Source organism: Streptomyces sp. NPDC048671 (assembly GCF_055587045.1).
This window is the reverse complement of record NZ_JBVJHB010000001.1, coordinates 178125-197511: the sequence shown is the minus strand read 5'-3', so window position 1 is coordinate 197511 and position 19387 is coordinate 178125. Positions and strand designations below refer to the sequence as shown.

Sequence of the window (19387 nt, the reverse complement as noted above, 5' to 3'; positions counted from 1 at the left end):
TGGCCCGGATCAGTGCACCGTGCTGAAGCTGCGCCAGGGCAGCGAATCGGGCGCCCGCACGTCGGAGAGCGTGGTGGCGAGGTAGGTCGTACCCGGTCCGGTGCAGTCCCGTGTGCGGTACAGGATGATGTCGATCAGGGTCCCGTTGTCCACTTCCTTGGCACCCGCGGGGGCGAGTTGGTGGCAGCCCCGCACCGAGGGGCTGTTCACCATGATCACGGCCTCCCGCTCGGTCGTGTAGGTGACCGGACCGACCGCGGTCCGGCCGAGGCCCGAACAGCCCGCGACGGTGAGGGTCAGCAGGGCGGTCCCGGCTGCGATGCCGAGACGGCGGCGTCGGTTGTCGATCACGGGCATGGGCGGGTCCTCGTCTGTCTCGTCCGGCTCATCCGTACGCACTCCGTCACATAGCCCCCGTACGCCACGGGGGTACGTGCTGACGCTGGTCACCTTGCCCGCTCGCCGCCCGCCCGGCATCCGGGAGGCGGCCGGGCGGGCTACGGGTGCACGGAATGTACGGACAGGGGTTCGACTGCCGCCCAAACGGGGCATACCGTGGTAATAGCGCCTCATGTGGCGTGGAGTGAGTGTTCAGATGTTTCCGGCTGGCAGGGGGCCGTCATGGTCCAGGAGCTCTTGATCGCTTTGGTTGTGGTGGTCCTGGCGGGTGTCGCGTACACGGCGGCCGCCGCCCGGGTCGTCAAGCAGTACGAGCAGGGTGTGGTTCTCAGGTTCGGCCGGCTCCGGGACGACGTACGAGGGCCCGGATTCACCATGGTGCTCCCCGGTGCGGAGCGGCTGCGCAAGGTCAACATGCAGATCGTGACGATGCCTGTGCCGGCCCAGGACGGGATCACCCGGGACAACGTCACGGTGCGGGTGGACGCGGTCATCTACTTCAAGGTGGTTGACGCCGCGAGTGCCATCATCGCGGTGGAGGACTACCGGTTCGCCGTCTCGCAGATGGCGCAGACATCGTTGCGTTCGATCATCGGCAAGAGCGATCTGGATGATCTGCTGTCCAACCGGGAGAAGCTGAACCAGGGCCTGGAGCTGATGATCGACAGCCCCGCGGTCGGCTGGGGCGTACAGATCGACCGGGTGGAGATCAAGGACGTCTCGCTCCCGGAGACGATGAAACGCTCCATGGCGCGTCAGGCCGAGGCGGACCGTGAGAGGCGCGCCCGGGTCATCAACGCGGACGCGGAACTCCAGGCGTCGAAGAAGCTGTCCCAGGCAGCCGCGGAGATGTCCTCCCAGCCTGCGGCACTGCAGCTGAGGCTGCTCCAGACCGTGGTGGCGGTGGCCGCGGAGAAGAACTCCACACTGGTGCTGCCGTTCCCGGTGGAGCTGCTCCGCTTCCTGGAGCGGGCACAGCAGCCGACAGCGCCGCCGCAGGCCGCGCAGCCCGTGGAGCCCGTGGAGCCCGTGTCGGCGTCGTCACCTGAGTCCTCACCTGAGTCCTCGCCGGTGTCCTCATCGGCCGAGACGCAGCCCGAGCCCGCGGAGTCCGAGCCCTCGTCGGCCGGAGCACAGTCTGCGGAGCCCGAGCCCGAGCCCGAGCCCGAGCCCTCGTCCGTATCGCCGTCTCCGTCTCCGTCACAGGATTCGGCGCGGACGGAGGCTCCCGCACCCAAGCCCGCCCCGCCTGCCGGGAGGCCCCGGCCGCGCCGCACCGGGTCGAAGCCGCTCGCCAGGCACTGAGGCCGCCGGCGCCCCCACGGGCCCGCCCGCCGTACCCCGTCCGAACCGAGGGGCCGGGGGCGGGCCCGTGGGCCGCTGTCAGACCCCCCGCTTAGACTCGCGAGTCAGAGGTATCCGGTGCCGGTCAGGTGCCGGGGACCGCGGGCACAGAGCCCGTGACCAGGGATTCGGGCATGAGGGGAGGGGCCGGTGGCCATCGCATCACCGCCGCAGGACGCGACCGTCGGCCGCCTGCTGCGCTGCGCGGCCGTCTTCCTTCCCGCAGAGCTGCCGAGGGAGGGCCGCATCGCGTTCTGGGACCCGGAAGGGGCCCCGCTCCCCGGCCTCGGTGAAACGTCCGGCAGCGGCTCCGCCTCCGGTACGGATTTCGCGGTCGGCACCGACGACCGGGTCTCCGAGATCACGGTCGTCCGGCGGCACGGCGGTCAGGGTGACGTCCGCCTGCACACCGTGCCCGCCCTCGTGCTGCCCCTGGCCGATGCCGTACCCCTGCTGGCCCGTGCCAGGCACCAGCAGTCCGCCCACCCCGCCACCCGCTGCTGGGGCGCCGCCACCCTCCACGCGCTCCATCTGGTGGCCAGCGGCCGGATGCTTCCCGGGCTGACGCCCGACGATCACGATGCCTGGCGGGCCGGTCCGCGCGCCGCCGAGGACGTCGCCCATCTGCGTGCGGTCGCCGCGGCCATGCCCCCCGAGGGGTACGCGGTGCCGTTCCCCGACCGCACGCCCCTCCAGGTCCCCGACCCCGAGCCGCTCATCGCCTCCTTCCTCGACGCGGTGGCCGACACGCTGCCCCGTACCCCCGCGGCGGCGTTCGCCATGGGGGCGCCCTTCGCCGCCAGGGAGGCCCAGCACCTGCCCGGCGCCCGGGAGTGGGCCGTGGCGGTCGCGGCCGGGCTGGACGCGGGCGTACGGGTGTCGCTGCGCCTGGACCTCTCCGCGTACGAACTCTTCGACACGACGGACTCCGGCGGCACGATCGGCTCCGATGGCGCGACGGACTCCGACTCCGACTCCGACTCCGACTCCGGCTACGACGACGCGGCCGGCTTCTCCGGCGAGGTGGGATCCGGTTCCGACGGTCCCGCCGCCGCGCGGCATGCCGCCGCGGCCGTCACCCAGGTGCACAGCCTCGCCGACCCGACCTATGTCGTCGACGCCGCCGCGCTGTGGACCGGCGGGGCGGGCGAGCCCTTCGGCCCGCGGGCCCGGATCGATGCCGTGCTCGCGCTGCGCCGCGCCGCCCGTGTCTGGGCCCCGCTGGAACGGCTGCTCGACCAGCCCGTCCCCGACGTACTGGCCCTCACCGAGGACGAGTTGTACGAGCTGCTGAGCGATGCCGGGGCCCGGCTCTCGGCCGCCGGGGTGAGCGTGCACTGGCCCCGGGAGCTGGCCCGTTCCCTCACCGCCGCCGCCGTGGTGCGGCCCGCGCCGGGCACCGCCACCGACGGCACGGCGTTCTTCGACGCCGAACAGCTCTTCGCCTTCAACTGGCAGCTCTCGCTGGGGGACCAGCAGCTCACCGAGGCCGAGATGGACGTGCTGGCCGAGGCCCACCGGCCCGTCGTGCGGCTGCGGGACCAATGGGTCGTCGTCGACCCCGCTCTCGTCCGCAAGGCGCGCAAGCGGGAGCTGGGTCTGCTCGACCCGGTGGACGCCCTCGCCGTCGCCCTGACCGGCAGCGCCGAGGTGGACGGCGAACAGGTCGACGCCGTGCCGGTCGGTGCGCTCGCCGCGCTCCGCACCCGCATCATCGACGACGAGACCACCATCGCACCGCCGCCCGGCCTCGACGCGACGCTCCGCGACTACCAGTTGCGCGGGCTGGCCTGGCTGGACCGGATGACCTCGCTGGGCCTCGGCGGCTGCCTCGCCGACGACATGGGCCTCGGCAAGACGATCACCCTCATCGCCCTGCATCTGCACCGTGCCCACCCCGCGCCCACCCTGGTGATCTGCCCCGCATCGCTGCTGGGCAACTGGCACCGGGAGATCAACCGCTTCGCCCCCGGCGTACCCGTGCGCCGGTTCCACGGCACCGACCGCACCCTCACCGAACCCGACGGCGGCTTCGTCCTCACCACGTACGGCACGATGCGCTCCAGCGCGGCCGAACTGGCCGCGCACAGCTGGGGACTGGTCGTCGCCGACGAGGCGCAGCACGTGAAGAACCCGCACTCCTCGACGGCGAAGGCGCTGCGCACGATTCCGTCCCCGGCCCGGGTCGCCCTGACCGGTACCCCCGTCGAGAACAACCTCTCCGAGCTCTGGGCGCTGCTCGACTGGACCACGCCCGGACTGCTCGGCCCCCTCAAGGCGTTCCGGGCCCGGCACGCCCGGATCGTGGAGAACACCGGCACGGCGGCCGGGATCGGCAACGACGAAGCGGTCGAGCGGCTCTCCAGGCTGGTCCGCCCGTTCCTGCTGCGCCGCAAGAAGTCGGACCCGGGCATCGCACCCGAGCTGCCGCCCAAGACGGAGACCGACCACCCCGTCTTCCTCACCCGTGAACAGGCCACGCTCTACGAGGCCACGGTGCGCGAGACCATGGCGTACATCGAGGCCTCGGAGGGTATCGCCCGGCGCGGCCTCATCATGAAGCTGCTGGCCTCGCTCAAGCAGATCTGCAACCACCCCGCGCAGTATCTGAAGGAGGAGCCGACCCGGCTCGTCGGCCGCTCCGGGAAGCTCGCCCTGCTCGACGAACTCCTCGACACGATCCTCGCCGAGGACGGCTCCGTCCTCGTCTTCACCCAGTACGTGACGATGGCCCGGCTGCTCTCCGCGCATCTCACCTCGCGGGCGATCCCCTCCCAACTCCTGCACGGCGGTACGCCGGTGCCCGAGCGGGAACGGATGGTGGACCGCTTCCAGTCCGGCGAGGTCCCGGTGTTCCTGCTCTCTTTGAAGGCGGCGGGCACCGGGCTGAACCTCACCAGGGCCGCCCATGTCATCCACTACGACCGCTGGTGGAACCCGGCCGTCGAGGAGCAGGCCACCGACCGCGCCTACCGCATCGGGCAGACCCAGCCCGTCCAGGTGCACCGCCTGATCGCCGAGGGCACCGTCGAGGACCGGATCGGCGAGATGCTGCTGGCCAAGCGCGCTCTGGCCGACGCCGTGCTGGGCGCCGGCGAGACCGCGCTGACCGAGCTCAGCGACCGTGACCTGGCCGATCTCGTCTCTCTGCGGAGGCCGTCATGAGCCCCCGCCCGCAGCCCCGTCCGCAGTCCCTGCCGTCCGCCCGCGATTCCCGGCCCGTCGCCCGGTCCCGGCCGGGCCCCGACGACCTGCGGCGGACCTTCGAGGCGGTACCGGCGCGGACGTCCGGCGACGACGAACCGTTCGCGGACAGCTGGTGGGGCCGGGCCTGGGTGGCGGCGCTGGAAGCCCTCTCGATGGACGCGGCGAGACTCGCCCGCGGCCGTGCGTACGCGGACGGCGGGCACGTCGCCGCGGTCACCGTCACCCCCGGCCGCGTCGTCGCCTATGTGCACGGCAGCCGCCCCCGGCCCTACCGCGCCGAACTGCGGCTGCGTACCTTCACCGACGCCGACTGGGACACCTTCCTCGCCACGGTCGCCGCCACCCCCGGCCACCTCGCCGCACTGCTCACCAAGGAGATGCCGCACTCCCTGGCCGGCACGGCGGCCGCCTCCGGGGTCGCGCTGCTCCCCGCGGCCGACGACCTCGACCCCAGCTGTTCCTGCCCCGACCACGGCTGGCCCTGCAAGCACGTGTCGGCGCTCTGCTACCAGATGGCCCGGCTCCTGGACGCCGATCCGTTCGTCCTGCTGCTGCTGCGCGGCCGGGGCGAGCGCGAACTCCTGGAGGACCTGGGCCACCGCAACGCCGCGCACTCCGCACGGGAGCGGCCCGAGGCCCCCGCCGCCCCCTCCGTACCGGCGCAGGACGCGCTGGCCGACCGCTTCCTGCCTCCGCTGCCCGCCCCGTTCCCGGTGCAGCCGTACCCCGGGCAGCCGCCCGCGTACCCGAGCCTGCCCGGCAGCCGGGACCCCCTCGCCCTCGACCAGCTCGCCACGGACGCGGCGGCACGGGCCCATGCCCTGCTCACCACCGGCCTCGACCCGCTCGCCGGGCTCACCCCCTGGCAGGACGCGGTCCGGCTGGCAGCCGCCCGGCCCACCGCGGGGCTCACCGCCACCACCCGCGCCCTCTACCGCGAACTGGCGTCCGCCACCGGCCGCAACACCACCGACCTGGCCCGCGCCGTCGCCGCCTGGCGCCAGGGCGGGGCCGAGGGGCTGGACGTCCTGGAAACGCAGTGGGACCCCCCGGCCGGCCCGTTCGACCGGGCCCGCCCGGCCCTCGCGGCCGCCGGCTTCCCCCGCTTCCAGCCCTGGCGCAACCACCTCACCCACCCCGGCGGCACGCTCCAGCTCCGCTTCGGCCACGACGGCCGCTGGTACGGCTACGAGTCCGACCCGGGGCAGGACGAGTGGTGGCCGCGTGCCGTACCGGACTCCGACCCGGTGGGCGCGCTCCTGGAGCTGAGCGGCGGCTGACGGGAGCCCGTAAGCGGAAGAGCGGAAGCGCGCACCCGGCGCACCCCGGTGCATCCAGCGCCTCCGGTGCGGTAAAACCGCTGGTGCGGGCCGTGTTGTTGTTGCTAGCTTCCTGGACGTGGCGAAACTCAATCAGATCATCGCAGTGGAGAAGGGCGTCAAGTCCAAGGCTCACCAGGACCTGACGGCGGCGCATCACGGCCTCCAGAAGGCCGGTCTGCTGGCCGGGATCTCCCGGACCTACCAGCCGAAGGACGAGGAGGGCGAGCAGTTGCCGCCCGAGTCGACGCCGGTGCAGATCAAGGCCGAGGACGTGCTGCGCGAGACGGCGACGACCCTCACCCGGCTCTTCGACGTGACCGCCACCAAGGACTGGGCGAACTGCGCGGCCCGCGCCGACATCTCGGTCGACGGGCGGGTGCTCGTGGCCGGCGTACCGGTGTCGTACCTGCTCTTCCTGGAGAAGCAGCTCACGGACATCACCACCTTCATCCGCAAACTGCCGGTGCTCGAAGCCTCGGAGGCCTGGGCCCAGGACCCGTCCACCGACTCCTGGAAGACCGAGCCGGTGCGGACCCTGCGCACAAAGAAGGTGCCCCGCAACCACGTGAAGGCGGAGGCCACCGAGAAGCACCCGGCGCAGGTCGAGGTGTACTACGAGGACATCCCGATCGGCTACTGGACGACCGTGAAGTTCTCCGGGGCGCTGCCCGCACGGCGGATCAACGAACTGACCGACCGGGTCGAGAAGCTCCAGCAGGCCGTCAAGTTCGCCCGCGAGGAGGCCAACGGCGTGGACGTCACGGACCAGCGGGTGGGTGATGCGGTCTTCGGTTACCTCTTCGGGTGACCGACCATGGAATCCCCGGCGGCGGTCGAAGCCGCCGGGGTGCGCGAGGAGCGCAAAGCTGAAACTGAAGTTTGTCGTGACGACGCGGTTCCGGTGGAGGTTCGAGTCCTCCCCCCGGCACTTCCGTACTCTCGTACTTTCTACGGATGCGGGCCGGGGTGGCCCAACTGGCAGAGGCAGGCCGCGATCAATCTCAGACTCTTGCTCCAGACTCAGCATGCGCCACCTATCGCCGAATCGACCGGGCCCGTGCCCGTGTGCGTCGAGATGCCGGTTCGACTCCGGCCCGCGGAGCTTCGGTCCGCGGTGGTCCAAAGGCAGGACGCGACGACATAAAACTGACACGGGACCTTAAAAGTGTCGGCGTGCCATACAGGTGGCATCACAGGGCTCGGGGGCCGGCTACGCCCCCGGGCCCGCTCCCGTTCGGGGCCGGTGCGTCATGCCCGCGCGCGCAGTGAGACCCCTCGACCGGCGAAGAAGCGCTCGAACTCCGTCAGCGGAAGCTCCGCCGACCGGGTCGCGGCCGTCGTGCCCGACGGGTTGTGGAAGTGGACGCCCGTACCGTCGGCCGTACGGGACGTCAGGAGCACCAGGTGCCCGCCCCGTCCCGGTGCGGGCCGCCGCGGGTGGCGGATCGCGTAGTGCACGGAGGCCATGACGGACCGGCCCTCGTCCAGCAGGGCCGGGATATCCGCGGACGAGAGGTGCCGGTGGACGGTGGCGTCGAGGCCGTGCCGCTCCCGTACGTATGCGGCGAAGGGGGCGTAGACCAGACCGCGGATCGCACCGTCCGGGTCCTCGGTGTACGCGCCGTACCCGAGCGCTCCGTCTCGCAGCGCGAAGAGGGGCGGGGCGTCGGCGCCGAGCGCCATGCGCAGACAGGTCATCCCGCACAGATGGCCCGCCCAGCGCGCGTACTCCGCGGGCGACTTCGCGCCCGAGTCCGCCCACGCGGGGTCGGTGGCCGGGTCGAGCCCGTCCTCGACGATCGCCCCGACGAGCTCGAACGAGGCGAACTGGGTGTGCACCGGGACCGGGCAGCCGGGGCAGGTGGTGCAGGTGGGGTGCGTGGGGTGGCTCACGATCGGTATCCGTTCATCCCCGGCATTCGTTCCTTCCGGTGGCTGTTCCTTCCCGGCGGCCGTTCATTCCGGCGTCCGGTCACTGCCGGTACCCGGCCAGGAAGCGGCCGATCCGGCTGATCGCCGCGTCGAGGTCGTCAGCGTACGGGAGGGTCAGGATCCGGAAGTGGTCGGGCCGCGGCCAGTTGAAACCGGAGCCCTGCACGACCTGGATCTTCTCGCGCAGCAGCAGGTCGAGGACGAACCTCTCGTCGTCGACGATGGGATGGACCTTCGGGTCGATGCGAGGGAAGGCGTACAGCGCGCCCCTGGGCTTCACGCACGACACTCCGGGGATCTCGTTCAGCTTCTCCCAGGCGCGGTCGCGCTGCTCGTACAGCCTGCCTCCGGGCGCCACCAGCTCCCGGATCGACTGCCGGCCGCCCAGCGCGGCCTGGATCGCGTACTGCGCCGGGGCGTTGGGACACAGCCGCATGGAGGCGAGCATGGTCAGCCCCTCCAGATAGCTGCGCGCGTGCTGCTTCGGCCCTGACACCACCATCCAGCCCGACCGGAAACCGGCCACGCGGTACGTCTTGGAGAGACCGCTGAACGTGAGACAGACCAGGTCGGGGGCGAGGACCGCCACGCTGTGGTGCTCGGCGTCGTCGTAGAGGATCTGGTCGTAGATCTCGTCGGCGAACACCATCAGACCGTGCCTGCGGGCCAGGTCGAGGATGGATTCCAGGACCTCGCGGGGGTAGACGGCGCCGGTCGGATTGTTCGGGTTGATGATCACGACGGCCCTGGTCCGGTCGGTGATCTTCGATGCCATGTCGGCCAGGTCGGGGTTCCAGTCCGAGGCCTCGTCGCACATGTAGTGCACGGCCTTCCCGCCGGCCAGGGTCGTCACCGCGGTCCACAGCGGGTAGTCCGGGGACGGGATCAGCACCTCGTCACCGTCCTCCAACAGGCCCTGCACCGCCATGGAGATCAGCTCGGAGACCCCGTTGCCGAGGAAGATGTCGTCCACGCCGACCCCGGTGAGCCCCATCGCCTGGTAGCGCTGCGCCACGGCCCGGCGGGCGGAGAGGATGCCACGTGAATCGGTGTAGCCGTGGGCCTGCGGGAGCATCCGGATCATGTCCTGGACGATCTCCTCGGGCGCCTCGAAACCGAACAGCGCCGGGTTGCCCGTGTTGAGGCGGAGCACGCTGTGACCCGCCTCCTCCAGGGCGTTGGCGTGCTCGATGACCGGACCCCGGATCTCGTAACAGACCTCGTTGAGCTTGCTGGACTGGCGGAATTCCATGCGATGCCTCCCCGACCCGACTGTGATACTTGGTTTTACCAAGCTTGAGCTTGGAAAGTCCAACAACATGTCTAGACTGCGTCGTATGCCACGTCAGCAACAGCCCGCGACCCGACCGGCCCGCCGCCGGAGTTACGACCAGTTCTGCGCCGGCGCGCGTGCGCTGGACGCCGTCGGCGACCGGTGGACCCTGCTGATCGTCCGTGAACTGCTGGCCGGCCCACGCCGGTACACCGATCTGCACGCCGACCTCCCCGGCGTCAGCACGGACGTCCTCGCCTCCCGGCTCAAGGACATGGAGCAGGGCGGATTGGCCACCCGCCGCAAACTCCCGCCGCCCGCCGCCGCCTCGGTGTACGAACTCACCGAGCGCGGTCACGGACTGCTGCCCGTCCTCGCCGCACTCGCCGAATGGGGCGCACCCGCACTCGCGGAGCGGCGGCCCACGGACGCGGTCCGGGCGCACTGGTTCGCGCTCCCGCTGCTGCGCGCGCTGGACGGACCCGGCGGGCCGGCCGGTGACGGAGTGCTCGATGTACACCTCGACGAGGGCGAGTTCCATGTCCGTACGGGAGCGCGGGCGCCCGGCGGCGCTGTCTACGGGGACGGTCCGGCCGCCCGCGCCGATGCGCGCATCGTGCTCGACGCCGAGCTCTGCCTCGCGCTGGGGCGCGGTGAGGCGACGTTCGCCGAGGCGGTGAAGGACGGGCGGATCGAAGTGTCGGGCGAGGGGCCGCTCGCCGCGGAGCTGCGCGGCGAATGACGGCGGTGGCGGCGGGACGGTTCGCGCCGCCGACTCCTGGGTAGCGTCGGGGCATTTGGGATGTCAGGGACAGATGATGCCCGTGACACTGACGCAGAGGAGTTGCCCATGAGATCCGGCAGACAGCAGGCGCGGCTGGGACGGCAGGAGCCGGCGGGCGGACCGGTTTTCCGGGGGCGGCTGGGCAAGGCGCTTGTCATCGGGGGCTGTGTGGCGGCGCTCGGCTTCGTGCCGTCGGCGGCCGTCGCCACTCCGGGCAGTGGGGTGACCGGCACCGTCGTCGCGGAGGGCACATCGCCGGGCAAGTTGAAGGTGAAGAAGCCGAAGGGCCGTACCGACGTCACCTTCCGGAAGATCACCGTCGAGCCCGGCGGCTCGACCGGCTGGCACACCCATCGCGGTCAGCTGATCGCGGTCGTCAAGCAGGGGACGCTGACGCGCACCCTGGACGACTGCACGGTCGAGGTGACACCCGCCGGAACGTCCTTCATCGAGCCGTCCGGGGCCAAGCACCGCCACATCGGACGCAATCTGGGGACCGAGCCCGTCGTCCTCTGGGTGACCTACCTGCTGCCCAAGGGCAGTGAACTCTCCGACGACGCCGACGCCGTGGACTGCGGAAGGAAGGGCGGCGGGAGGAAGTGAAGCAGGGCTGAGGCCCGCCCCCTGTCGTCCCGTCCGGCCACCGCGCCGGCGGGTGCCGACCGTCAGCGGGCGAGCGTCTCCCCGTAAGCACCGAGGCCGCCGATCACCAGTCCGTCCCGGAACGTCAGCACCTCGTAGACCCGGCCGCCGATCTGGTTGCGGTAGTCGATCACCAGGGTGTCCACGCTCACCCGGACGTCCATCACCTCGAACTTCAGGTCGGGGATGAGCTCAAGCCCGCGCGCCCAGTACGCACGCAGCTCGTCCTTGCCGCGCACGGTGCCGGAGGCGTCGCCGGTGAACCGGGCGATCATGGGGGATCTGAAGATCACGCCGTCGTGATAGTGCGTCAGGACGCGGTCCAGATCGTGGGAGTTCCAGTCGTCCTGCCACTGCGCGGCGAACGTGCGGGCGAATGCGAGGTCCATGAGGAAGAGCGTACGAGGCGCGGACGAAGGGGTGGCAGGCCGTGAGTGAAGAGGACCCCGGGAACCACCTCGACCCGGCGCGCCGGGCCGCGTTGGCGCAGGAGCTCCTGCGCGCGCTCCGCTCCCACTGCGCCGGTTCGCGGGCGGAACCGCGAGGCTCGCTCGCGCGGGGGACCGCCGACGCGTACAGCGATATCGACCTCCTCTGGACCGTGCCCGACGAGCGGTTCGACGCCTGTGTCGCCGCCGTCCCGGATCTGCTCGGCACGGTCCGCGGAGTCGCCTCCCTACGGGTCGACCCCGACCTGGGGAACTCCCGCAAGAGGCGGCTGCTCTTCGTCGACTTCGACCGGCTGCCCCTCTTCTGGCGGCTGGACCTGGAGATCGTCGCGCTGTCCGTCGCCGGCCGGCCCGGCTACGACCAGGACAATCCGGCGGCGCGCAGCGACGACTGGTCGAGGCCCGCCAGCGCGCTCGCCAACGCGGTCGCCGCGGTGAAGGCGGTGCTGCGCGGCCGGCCGCAGACCGCCCGCGGCCTGCTGGAGCGCGGCTTCGCCCGCATCGGGGCGGTGGACACCGTCACCGGTGACTGGTTCGCCGACGTCACCCGCCTCGCCGAGGCCGCTGCCGCGATCGAGCCGGCCCGTGGCCCGCTCGCCGAGCGCGTCGTGCGGCTGGCGGCGGACCACCGGGCGGACCTCCGCTGACGGGCACTGTCCGCCGCCCCGGGTGATGCGACCGGCCTCGCCGCGACGGGGTGATGATGGATGCGTGCGATATGAAGCGATCACCTGGGAACGGCTGGCGGACGCCCTTGCCGCGCACGCCGACGCGCTGAAGCCGTCCGACGGCGGGCCCTGGCTCAAGGTCGCCGTCGACGGGGCCCCGGCCGCCCGGACCGGCGAGCTGGCCGAGTCGGTCGCACAGGCGCTGCGGCTCCGCGGCCGGGCCGTGCTCCCCGTGTCCACCGCGGGGTTCCTGCGGCCCGCCAGTCTGCGGTTCGAGTACGGCAAACAGGACCCCGACTCGTACTACGGCAGCTGGTTCGACACCGGAGCGCTGTGGCGTGAGGTGTTCGGGCCGCTGGAGGCGGGCGGCAGCGGGCGGGTGCTGCCCGACCTCTGGGACCCGGCGACGGACCGGGCCACCAGGAGCCCGTACCGGCTCCTGCCGGAGGGCGGGGTGCTGGTGATGCACGGGCCGTTGCTGCTGGGGCACTGGTTCCCGTTCGACCTGAGTGTCCACCTGCGGCTGTCGCCGGGTGCGCTGAGGCGGCGCACCGAGGAGGGCGAGCAGTGGACGCTGCCCGCCTTCGCGCGGTACGAGGACGAGGTGGCGCCCGCCGTGAGCGCCGACGCGGTCGTCCGGGCCGACGATCCACGCCATCCCGCCTGGACGGGGCTGCGGCGGGACGGATAGCCGGGAGGCGTGGGGGCGTACGGCTGCTCCGGCCGTATCGAGCCCGTGGGCGGCGCTTTTCAGGAAAGTGGGGCCCGCTGTTCACCGTGGCATTTCCGGGTAACCGCACCGACCGGCCGTGCGCACATATTCTCGGCGGGTCCGTCGGCGAGCGTGAAAATGCCGACAGCGGCGCGGAATTCGGCCTCGATCCCTTTCAGGTTCACGGCCTGCTCCTTTGCCCACTCGGCGGCCGGGCCGAATGAACAACCGAATGAACAGCCGAATGGACATGCGGAGCGATAGTCCGGGCCGGGGCCGTTACTTGCCCCGAACTATCGCTCCTCTCACTTACGTCCCACTAGCGTTTCGCTAACGTTTCGCTGACGTGACCCCCCCCTGGGCTGCGGGCTCGCGGAATCGGGTGCCGATCGGGCTTGCCCGGCCCCGGGCATTCGGTACAGCATGGCCGCCTCGCGTGACGTCGCGACCGGAATTCCCCCGAGGAAGGGAGCCTTGCCGGCCGTTCCCGGTGGCGTCAGGCCAGCGAAGCGGCGCGGGCGGGATCGATGGCATGCCGCAGCGGCAGGTCCTGTGCGAACCGGCGCAGTTCGTCGAGCACGAGCTGTCCCAGGCGGTGGCGTTCGGCGCCCAGGGCGCCGCCGAGATGCGGTGTCAGGACGACGTTGGGAAGGGTGAAGAGTGGCGAATCATGAGCCGGGGGCTCGGGATGAGTTACGTCGAGCACGGCGGTGAGGTCGGGCCTGGCACGCAGGACCTGAGCGGCGGCCGTCTCGTCGATCAGCGCGCCCCGCGCGGTGTTGATCAGCGTCGCGCCCGGCCCCAGGGAGCTCAGCAGCCGCGCCCCGATCGTGCCGCGGGTCTCGGGCAGGAGCGGTGCGTGGAGGCTGACGACGTGGCAGGTGGCGAAGAGTTCCTCGACGGGGACCAGCCGGACGCCCGCCTGCCGGGCGGCGTCCGGGGAGGCGACGGGATCGGTGGCGAGGACCTCGACGTCGAAGCGGGCGAGGTGGCCGGCGACGAGCCGGCCGATGTGCCCGAGCCCCAACAGGCCCACCCGTGACCGGTAGGCGCCCGGGACGTCGGGATCGCGGGGGAAGCGGCGGCTGCTCGCGACCTCCCGCGCGATGCGGTGTGCCTGCTTCAGCCCGAGGAGGACCTGGGCCAGGGTGAACTCCGCGACCGGGACCGCGTTGGCCGCGGCTGCGGAGACGATCGGGATGCCGCGCTCCCAGAAGGCGGGCGTGGTCAGGTGCCGGACGGACCCCGCCGCGACGAGAACGGCCCGCAGCCGAGGGGCGTGCGACAGGAAGGCGGTGTCGAGGACGGGCGCACCCCAGCCCGTGAGCAGGATGTCGACGCCCCTCAGCACCTCGGGGTCCTCGTCGAGTTCCTGCCGGGTGAGGGGCGGTCCCTGCCAGTGGACGAGCCGGCCGATCCCGGCCAGCACCTCGGGCGGGTAGACGTCCGCGCGGCGTTCTTCCTCCATGACCAACAGGGCTGTCGGTGCGGTGGCCGGTTCGTTCATGTCGGGTCTGTCTCCTCGGCCTGTCCGGTGCTGGACCGGCAGCCGGACGGCCGGTCGGTCCCTGCTCGGGTCTGTGGGCGGATGTCTGACTGGATGTCGTTAATTGGTGTGGCCTGTTTGCTCTTCAGGTCGGCTGGTTCGCAGGGACGATACATCGGATCACTGGAATGTCCTCGCGTACAGCTCGGATGTCCAGCCCTCGTCGCTGGGGTGGTGGTTGTCGTGATCCGCGCCCGAGCGGATCGGGGCGGCCATTCGTGCGGATAGCTGAACTGGTCAGCTATCAGGCGATTTATGGAGGTGGTACCGGCCTCGCGCGTTCCGGATTGCCGGGGCCGCACCCGGGAGGGGGCTCGGTGGAGGGGTGTGTCGACCGGCGGAAACTTTTTGTATTCATCGGACTATTGACCGCTGATTCCGACCCCGTTACGGTCCCAGAAAGCGCTTTCCAGGCCAACTGTGAGGCGGCGGAAACGGGAGTTGTGATGCAGAGATCGCGTTGGATCGGTGCGGGTGTCCTCGCCTCGACACTGGTCCTCACCAGCTGTTCATCCGGGCCTGCGGGAGTGGATGCCAAGCAGAACCCCAAGGCGACCCTGGAGCTCTGGACCAGGACGACACCGGGCGGACCGGGGGAGCAGGGCGCGCTCAAGGTCGCCACCGGCTTCGAGAAGGCCACGGGCTACAAGGTCAAGGTCACGGCCATCTTCGACGACTTCGAGACCAAGCTGCAGCAGCGGGCCGCCCAGAAGAACCTCCCCGACATCGTCATGAACGACGTGACGCAGCTCGGGGCCATGCACAGCCAGGGCCTGCTCCGGGAGATCGACCTGGACAAGATCAAGGACAGCGGGCAGATCGTCGGCCAGGGGCTGGACTCCGGGAAGAGCGTGGACGGCAAGCAGTACGGACTGCCGTACTCGGCACAGGCGTCCGCGCTGCTCATCCGCAAGGACTGGCGGCAGAAGCTGAAGCTCGACGTCCCGCGGAACTGGGGCGACTTCACCGCGATGGCCGAGGCCTTCACCACCCAGGACCCCGACGGCGACGGCAAGCAGAACACCGCCGGCCTCGCCGCCCCGCTGTCCACCAAGCGCGGCTACGCCTCCTGGTACTTCTCCAACTTCCTCTGGGCCGCGGGCGGCGACTTCATCACCCGGACCGGGGAGGGCACGTACAAGCCGGCGATGACCACGAAGGCATCGGTCGAGGCCATGCAGTGGTTCCGCGATCTGGGCTGCAAGGCCAAGGCCGTCCAGCCCGGCGCCGTGACCATGGACACCCCGCCGACGAACGAGTCGTTCGAGGCGGGCCGGGCCGGCATGTTCGTCGTCGGCCCGTATCTGCTGCCCCGCTTCGACGAGACCCTCGGCAAGGACAAGTACGAGGTCGTGCCGATGCCCAAGGGACCGAAGGACGCCACCGTCCTCGCCGAGGGCGGCTCCGTCTACCTGATGGCCGGCTCCGGCAACCAGGCCGGCCAGGACGCCTTCGCCGGCTACGCCGTCTCCGCCGAGGGCCAGAAGACGGGGATGGAGGGTGCCAGTGGCTACATCGTGCAGCTTCCCGTCAACAAGACGGTGGACATCTCCCAGGTGCGTTCCGACCCCCGCTGGAAGACGTACACCGAGGCGTACCAGGACTCCGGGCGGTACGCGCCGTCCATCCCGAACTGGACCCCGGTGCGGCAGGCGACGGCGGACACCGTGAACGCGCTCATGGCGGACTGCGGTCTCGACACCGAGGCCAAGCTGGGTGAGCTCGACAAGCAGCTCGCCGACATCCTCAAGGAGCAGGGGATCGCCGCGTCATGAGCCTCGACCAGGCCGAACCGGCCGCCCCCGCGGCGGCCGGACCCTCCCCCCGCAAGACGGGGCGCCAGGACGGCGGGGCCACCGGTTTCCTGGGGCGCAGCCGCAGATCGGGCCGGTGGTGGACGCCCTGGCTGTTCCTCGCCCCGGCTCTGCTCCTCTTCCTGTACTTCAAGTTCATCCCCATGGCCAACGCGCTGACCATGTCCTTCCAGGAGGTTCAGCCCTACCTGGGCAACAAGTGGGTCGGCACCGACAACTACGCCACGGTGCTCCAGTCCCACGGATTCCGCGAGGCCGCCTGGCACACGGTCGTCCTCGCCGCCGGGCAGACGGCCGGCTCGATGGCGCTCGGCCTCGCCCTCGCCCTGCTGATGGAGGGGCAGAGCCGCCGGCTGAAGGTCGTGCGCTCCGCGGCGTTCCTCCCGGTGGTGGTGCCGATCGCGGTCGTCGCCGAACTGTGGCGGATCATGTACCACCCGACCGGGGACGGCATGATCAACTCCCTGCTCGGGCTGGTGGGAATGGGCCCGTCGGGGTTCATCAACGACCCCGACACCTCGATGGCCTCCATCATGTTCACCGGCATCTGGCGGGGCGCCCCCTACGACATGATGATCATCCTCGCCGGTCTGACGAGCGTGGACCGCGGTCTGTACGAGGCCGCGAAGGTCGACGGCGCGTCCAGGCGGCAGCGGGTGTGGCACGTGACGGTGCCCGGGCTGCGGTCGGTGTTCTCGATCCTGTTCATCCTCGCCGCGATCCGCGGACTGCGGGTGTTCACCGAGGTGTTCCTGCTGACCAACGGCGGACCCGACGGTTCCACCGAGGTCGTCATGACCCTCATCTACAAGCTCGGGCTGGAGCAGAACCGGCTCGGCGTCGGAGCGGCGGGAGCGGTCCTGCTGTTCGTCGCGACGCTGATCCTGACCGTCGTCGTCCAACTGCTGCGGCGGAGGGAGAGCAAGTGAGTGCGCAGACCGAGACCGCGCTGGGCCTGACCGAGAGCCGGAGCGCCGGCGGACGGATCCTGAGGGCCGTCGTCTACCTGCTGGTCCTGATCGTCTTCGCGGGGCCCCTGCTGGCCCTGCTCGTCAGCTCCTTCGGACACGTCAAGGACCCGACACAGCTGAGCGTCATCCCCTCGGGCATCACCCTGGACAACTTCAGGATCGCCTTCGACCAGGGGGTGCTCAGGTACCTGCTGAACTCGTTCTTCGTGGTCGGCTTCGGGCTGCTGCTCCAGGTGGCCGTCTCCGTCCTGGCCGGGTACGCGCTGGCCAGGAAGGTCTTCCCCGGGATGACGCTGGTGCTCGTCGCCGTCCTGGCGACGCTGATGCTGCCCGAGGAGATCCTCGCCCTCCCGCTGTCCCTGATCCTCTCCGACCTGCCGGTCATCCACTTCAACCTCATCGGCACCCTGGCCGGAATGATCGTCCCGCTGGGCGCCTGGGGGTTCTCCATCCTGGTGATGACCGAGTTCATGAAGGACGTGCCGCGCGAACTCGAAGAGGCCGCCCGCATCGACGGCGCGGGAGATCTGCGGATCTTCGCCCAGATCATCCTGCCGATGTGCAAGCCCGCCCTCGGCGTCATCGGGGTCTTCGGCTTCACCATGATCTGGGATCAGTACCTGCTGCCGCTCCTCGTCTCCACCGACTCCTCCTCGTACACGCTCCCGCTGGCGCTGCGGACCCTGCGGATCGACCCCGCGGTGACCCCCGGAGTGGTGATGGCCGCCTCGCTGCTGGCCCTGCTGCCGTCCGTGATCGTCTTCCTGTTGTTCCAGCGCTCCTTCGTCAGCGGGCTGTCCTCCGGCGCGCTGAAGGGCTGACCCCGCAGCCCGCGCCCCGCCCTCGCGCACCACCGTGACGCAGCCGCCCGCCGGCCACCGTCCCCGTACGACCGTCCCCGACGCGCACCGCGCACCCACCGGACGCCGAAGAGAAGGAGCGATTCCCCATGACCACGAGCCCCGACACCCCGCAGGCCCGCCCGCCCGGGAACCGGGCTCCCGAAGGAGCCCCGGAGACGGCCTGGTTCACCGCCGCCCGGTTCGGCATGTTCGTCCACTGGGGGCTGTACTCCCTCGCCGCGCGGCACGAGTGGGTCAAGAACCGGGAGAAGCTGACCGACGAGCAGTACCAGGTCTACTTCGACCACTTCGACCCCGACCGCTACGACCCGGTCCAGTGGGCCAGGGCGGCCAAGGCGGCCGGCATGCGCTACGTCGTCCTCACCACCAAGCACCACGACGGCTTCTGCCTGTGGGACAGCGCCCTCACCGAGTACAAGGTCACCAACACCCCGCACGGCCGCGACCTCGTCGCCCCGTTCGTCGAGGCGTGCCGCGCCGAAGGGCTCAAGGTCGGCCTCTACTACTCGCTGATCGACTGGCACCACCCGTCCTTCCCGGTGGACGGCACCCACCCGCAGCGCGACGACGAGGAGTTCAAGGCCGCCAACGCGGACCGCGACATCCGCGACTACCAGCGCTATCTGCACGGCCAGGTCCGTGAACTGCTGACGTCGTTCGGGCCCATCGACTACCTGTTCTTCGACTTCTCCTATGCCGGGCGCACCTGGTGGGGAGGCAAGGGCCCCGACGACTGGGATTCCCCGAAGCTCCTGGAGACGATCCGGGAACTCCAGCCGCACGTCCTCGTCAACGACCGGACCGGCCTGCCCGGGGACTTCGTGACCCCCGAGCAGTACCAGCCCTCCGGCCCGATGACCGAGAACGGGCGTCCCGTGCTCTGGGAGGCCTGCCAGACGCTCAACGGAAGCTGGGGCTACGACCGCGACAACCTCGACCACAAGAGCGCCGACCTGCTGATCCGGATGCTCGTCGACGGGGTGTCCAAGGGCGGCAACCTGCTGCTCAACGTGGGCCCCACCGGCCGCGGTGATCTCGACCCGCGCGATCGCGCGATCCTCGGCGAGATCGGCCGCTGGACGGAGCTGCACGAGCGGTCGGTCCACGGCTGCGGCCCGTCCCCGTACACACCTCCCGCGGAATGCCGGTACACCCAGCGCGGCGACCGGCTCTACGTCCACCTGTTCGCCTGGCCGCCGCGCCACCTGCACCTGCCGGGCCTCGCCGGCCGGGTGCGGTACGCCCAGCTGCTGAACGACGCGTCCGAGATCATCCCGGTCCACATCGACCCGGACCGGCCCGCGGTCAACACCGAGATGGGCGGCCAGCCCGCCGGAACGCTCACGCTCCAGATCCCGGTCCGCCGCCCCGACACCCCCGTCCCCGTCATCGAACTGTTCCTGGACACACCGGCCGACCCGGCCGACGGCTGATCCGGCCGACAGCTGATCCCGGCTTCCG

The 19387-nt window shown here is 71.0% G+C and carries 18 protein-coding genes and 1 tRNA gene; 13 read left to right on the top strand and 6 right to left on the bottom strand.

What is annotated here, in order from left to right; translation table 11 throughout:
• Positions 1 to 9: 9 nt before the first annotated feature.
• On the bottom strand, positions 10 to 357 hold the full coding sequence (locus ACZ6S6_RS00970; protein ID WP_362953789.1) for a hypothetical protein: 348 nt from the start codon (positions 355 to 357) through the stop codon (positions 10 to 12).
• Between the two features lie 264 nt (positions 358 to 621).
• Here ACZ6S6_RS00970 and ACZ6S6_RS00965 point away from each other — a divergent pair, with 264 nt between their 5' ends.
• From ACZ6S6_RS00965 to ACZ6S6_RS00945, 5 genes are all read left to right on the top strand, one after another.
• Positions 622 to 1704, top strand: a complete 1083-nt coding sequence (locus ACZ6S6_RS00965) for a slipin family protein (protein WP_469702822.1) — start codon at positions 622 to 624, stop codon at positions 1702 to 1704.
• Positions 1705 to 1893: 189 nt separating this feature from the next.
• Positions 1894 to 4908 (top strand): DEAD/DEAH box helicase, encoded by a 3015-nt coding sequence (locus tag ACZ6S6_RS00960; protein WP_469702820.1) that lies wholly within the window; start codon positions 1894 to 1896, stop codon positions 4906 to 4908.
• Complete coding sequence (locus ACZ6S6_RS00955) at positions 4905 to 6230, top strand: SWIM zinc finger family protein (protein ID WP_362961928.1); 1326 nt, start codon at positions 4905 to 4907, stop codon at positions 6228 to 6230. The genes ACZ6S6_RS00960 and ACZ6S6_RS00955 overlap by 4 nt, the downstream gene beginning before the upstream one ends.
• 118 nt (positions 6231 to 6348) lie before the next feature.
• The gene (locus ACZ6S6_RS00950; protein ID WP_362961930.1) at positions 6349 to 7080 is read left to right on the top strand and encodes a DUF7873 family protein; all 732 of its coding nucleotides are present in this window, start codon (positions 6349 to 6351) and stop codon (positions 7078 to 7080) included.
• Between the two features lie 33 nt (positions 7081 to 7113).
• A tRNA-OTHER gene (locus tag ACZ6S6_RS00945) sits at positions 7114 to 7200 on the top strand.
• A 320-nt stretch (positions 7201 to 7520) separates the two neighbouring features.
• Here ACZ6S6_RS00945 and ACZ6S6_RS00940 read toward each other — a convergent pair.
• Positions 7521 to 8165 carry a cysteine peptidase family C39 domain-containing protein gene (locus ACZ6S6_RS00940; RefSeq protein WP_469702818.1) on the bottom strand — a complete coding sequence of 215 codons (645 nt, stop codon included), beginning with the start codon at positions 8163 to 8165 and terminating at the stop codon, positions 7521 to 7523.
• A gap of 79 nt (positions 8166 to 8244) precedes the next feature.
• Complete coding sequence (locus ACZ6S6_RS00935; RefSeq protein ID WP_362961934.1) at positions 8245 to 9456, bottom strand: pyridoxal phosphate-dependent aminotransferase; 1212 nt, start codon at positions 9454 to 9456, stop codon at positions 8245 to 8247.
• Between the two features lie 85 nt (positions 9457 to 9541).
• On the opposite strand from ACZ6S6_RS00935, the gene ACZ6S6_RS00930 reads away from it, so the two are divergent.
• Together ACZ6S6_RS00930 and ACZ6S6_RS00925 are read left to right on the top strand one after the other, a co-directional pair.
• Complete coding sequence (locus tag ACZ6S6_RS00930; RefSeq protein WP_362961936.1) at positions 9542 to 10219, top strand: winged helix-turn-helix transcriptional regulator; 678 nt, start codon at positions 9542 to 9544, stop codon at positions 10217 to 10219.
• 108 nt (positions 10220 to 10327) lie between these two features.
• Positions 10328 to 10864, top strand: a complete 537-nt coding sequence (locus ACZ6S6_RS00925; RefSeq protein ID WP_469702813.1) for a cupin domain-containing protein — start codon at positions 10328 to 10330, stop codon at positions 10862 to 10864.
• A gap of 62 nt (positions 10865 to 10926) precedes the next feature.
• Here ACZ6S6_RS00925 and ACZ6S6_RS00920 read toward each other — a convergent pair whose 3' ends face one another.
• The gene (locus ACZ6S6_RS00920; RefSeq protein WP_469702811.1) at positions 10927 to 11292 is read right to left on the bottom strand and encodes a nuclear transport factor 2 family protein; all 366 of its coding nucleotides are present in this window, start codon (positions 11290 to 11292) and stop codon (positions 10927 to 10929) included.
• A gap of 41 nt (positions 11293 to 11333) precedes the next feature.
• Between ACZ6S6_RS00920 and ACZ6S6_RS00915 the strand changes: the two genes are divergently transcribed.
• Positions 11334 to 11999 (top strand): nucleotidyltransferase domain-containing protein, encoded by a 666-nt coding sequence (locus ACZ6S6_RS00915; protein WP_469702808.1) that lies wholly within the window; start codon positions 11334 to 11336, stop codon positions 11997 to 11999.
• 64 nt (positions 12000 to 12063) lie between these two features.
• Complete coding sequence (locus tag ACZ6S6_RS00910) at positions 12064 to 12711, top strand: nucleoside/nucleotide kinase family protein (protein WP_469702804.1); 648 nt, start codon at positions 12064 to 12066, stop codon at positions 12709 to 12711.
• 59 nt (positions 12712 to 12770) lie between these two features.
• Here the strand turns inward: ACZ6S6_RS00910 and ACZ6S6_RS00905 are convergent, their stop codons facing one another.
• Both ACZ6S6_RS00905 and ACZ6S6_RS00900 read right to left on the bottom strand, forming a co-directional pair.
• Complete coding sequence (locus tag ACZ6S6_RS00905; protein ID WP_469702801.1) at positions 12771 to 12917, bottom strand: hypothetical protein; 147 nt, start codon at positions 12915 to 12917, stop codon at positions 12771 to 12773.
• 311 nt (positions 12918 to 13228) lie between these two features.
• The gene (locus tag ACZ6S6_RS00900) at positions 13229 to 14239 is read right to left on the bottom strand and encodes a hydroxyacid dehydrogenase (RefSeq protein WP_362961948.1); all 1011 of its coding nucleotides are present in this window, start codon (positions 14237 to 14239) and stop codon (positions 13229 to 13231) included.
• Between the two features lie 485 nt (positions 14240 to 14724).
• On the opposite strand from ACZ6S6_RS00900, the gene ACZ6S6_RS00895 reads away from it, so the two are divergent.
• The 4 genes from ACZ6S6_RS00895 (at position 14725) to ACZ6S6_RS00880 (ending at position 19359) form a co-directional block, all read left to right on the top strand.
• The gene (locus ACZ6S6_RS00895) at positions 14725 to 16053 is read left to right on the top strand and encodes a sugar ABC transporter substrate-binding protein (RefSeq protein WP_469702796.1); all 1329 of its coding nucleotides are present in this window, start codon (positions 14725 to 14727) and stop codon (positions 16051 to 16053) included.
• Positions 16050 to 17021: a carbohydrate ABC transporter permease gene (locus ACZ6S6_RS00890; protein ID WP_362961951.1), complete on the top strand. Its 972-nt coding sequence runs from the start codon at positions 16050 to 16052 to the stop codon at positions 17019 to 17021. The genes ACZ6S6_RS00895 and ACZ6S6_RS00890 overlap by 4 nt, the downstream gene beginning before the upstream one ends.
• Positions 17018 to 17884, top strand: a complete 867-nt coding sequence (locus tag ACZ6S6_RS00885) for a carbohydrate ABC transporter permease (protein WP_469702791.1) — start codon at positions 17018 to 17020, stop codon at positions 17882 to 17884. Before ACZ6S6_RS00890 ends, ACZ6S6_RS00885 begins: the two co-directional genes overlap by 4 nt.
• A 128-nt stretch (positions 17885 to 18012) precedes the next feature.
• Complete coding sequence (locus ACZ6S6_RS00880) at positions 18013 to 19359, top strand: alpha-L-fucosidase (RefSeq protein ID WP_362961954.1); 1347 nt, start codon at positions 18013 to 18015, stop codon at positions 19357 to 19359.
• Positions 19360 to 19387: the final 28 nt, after the last annotated feature.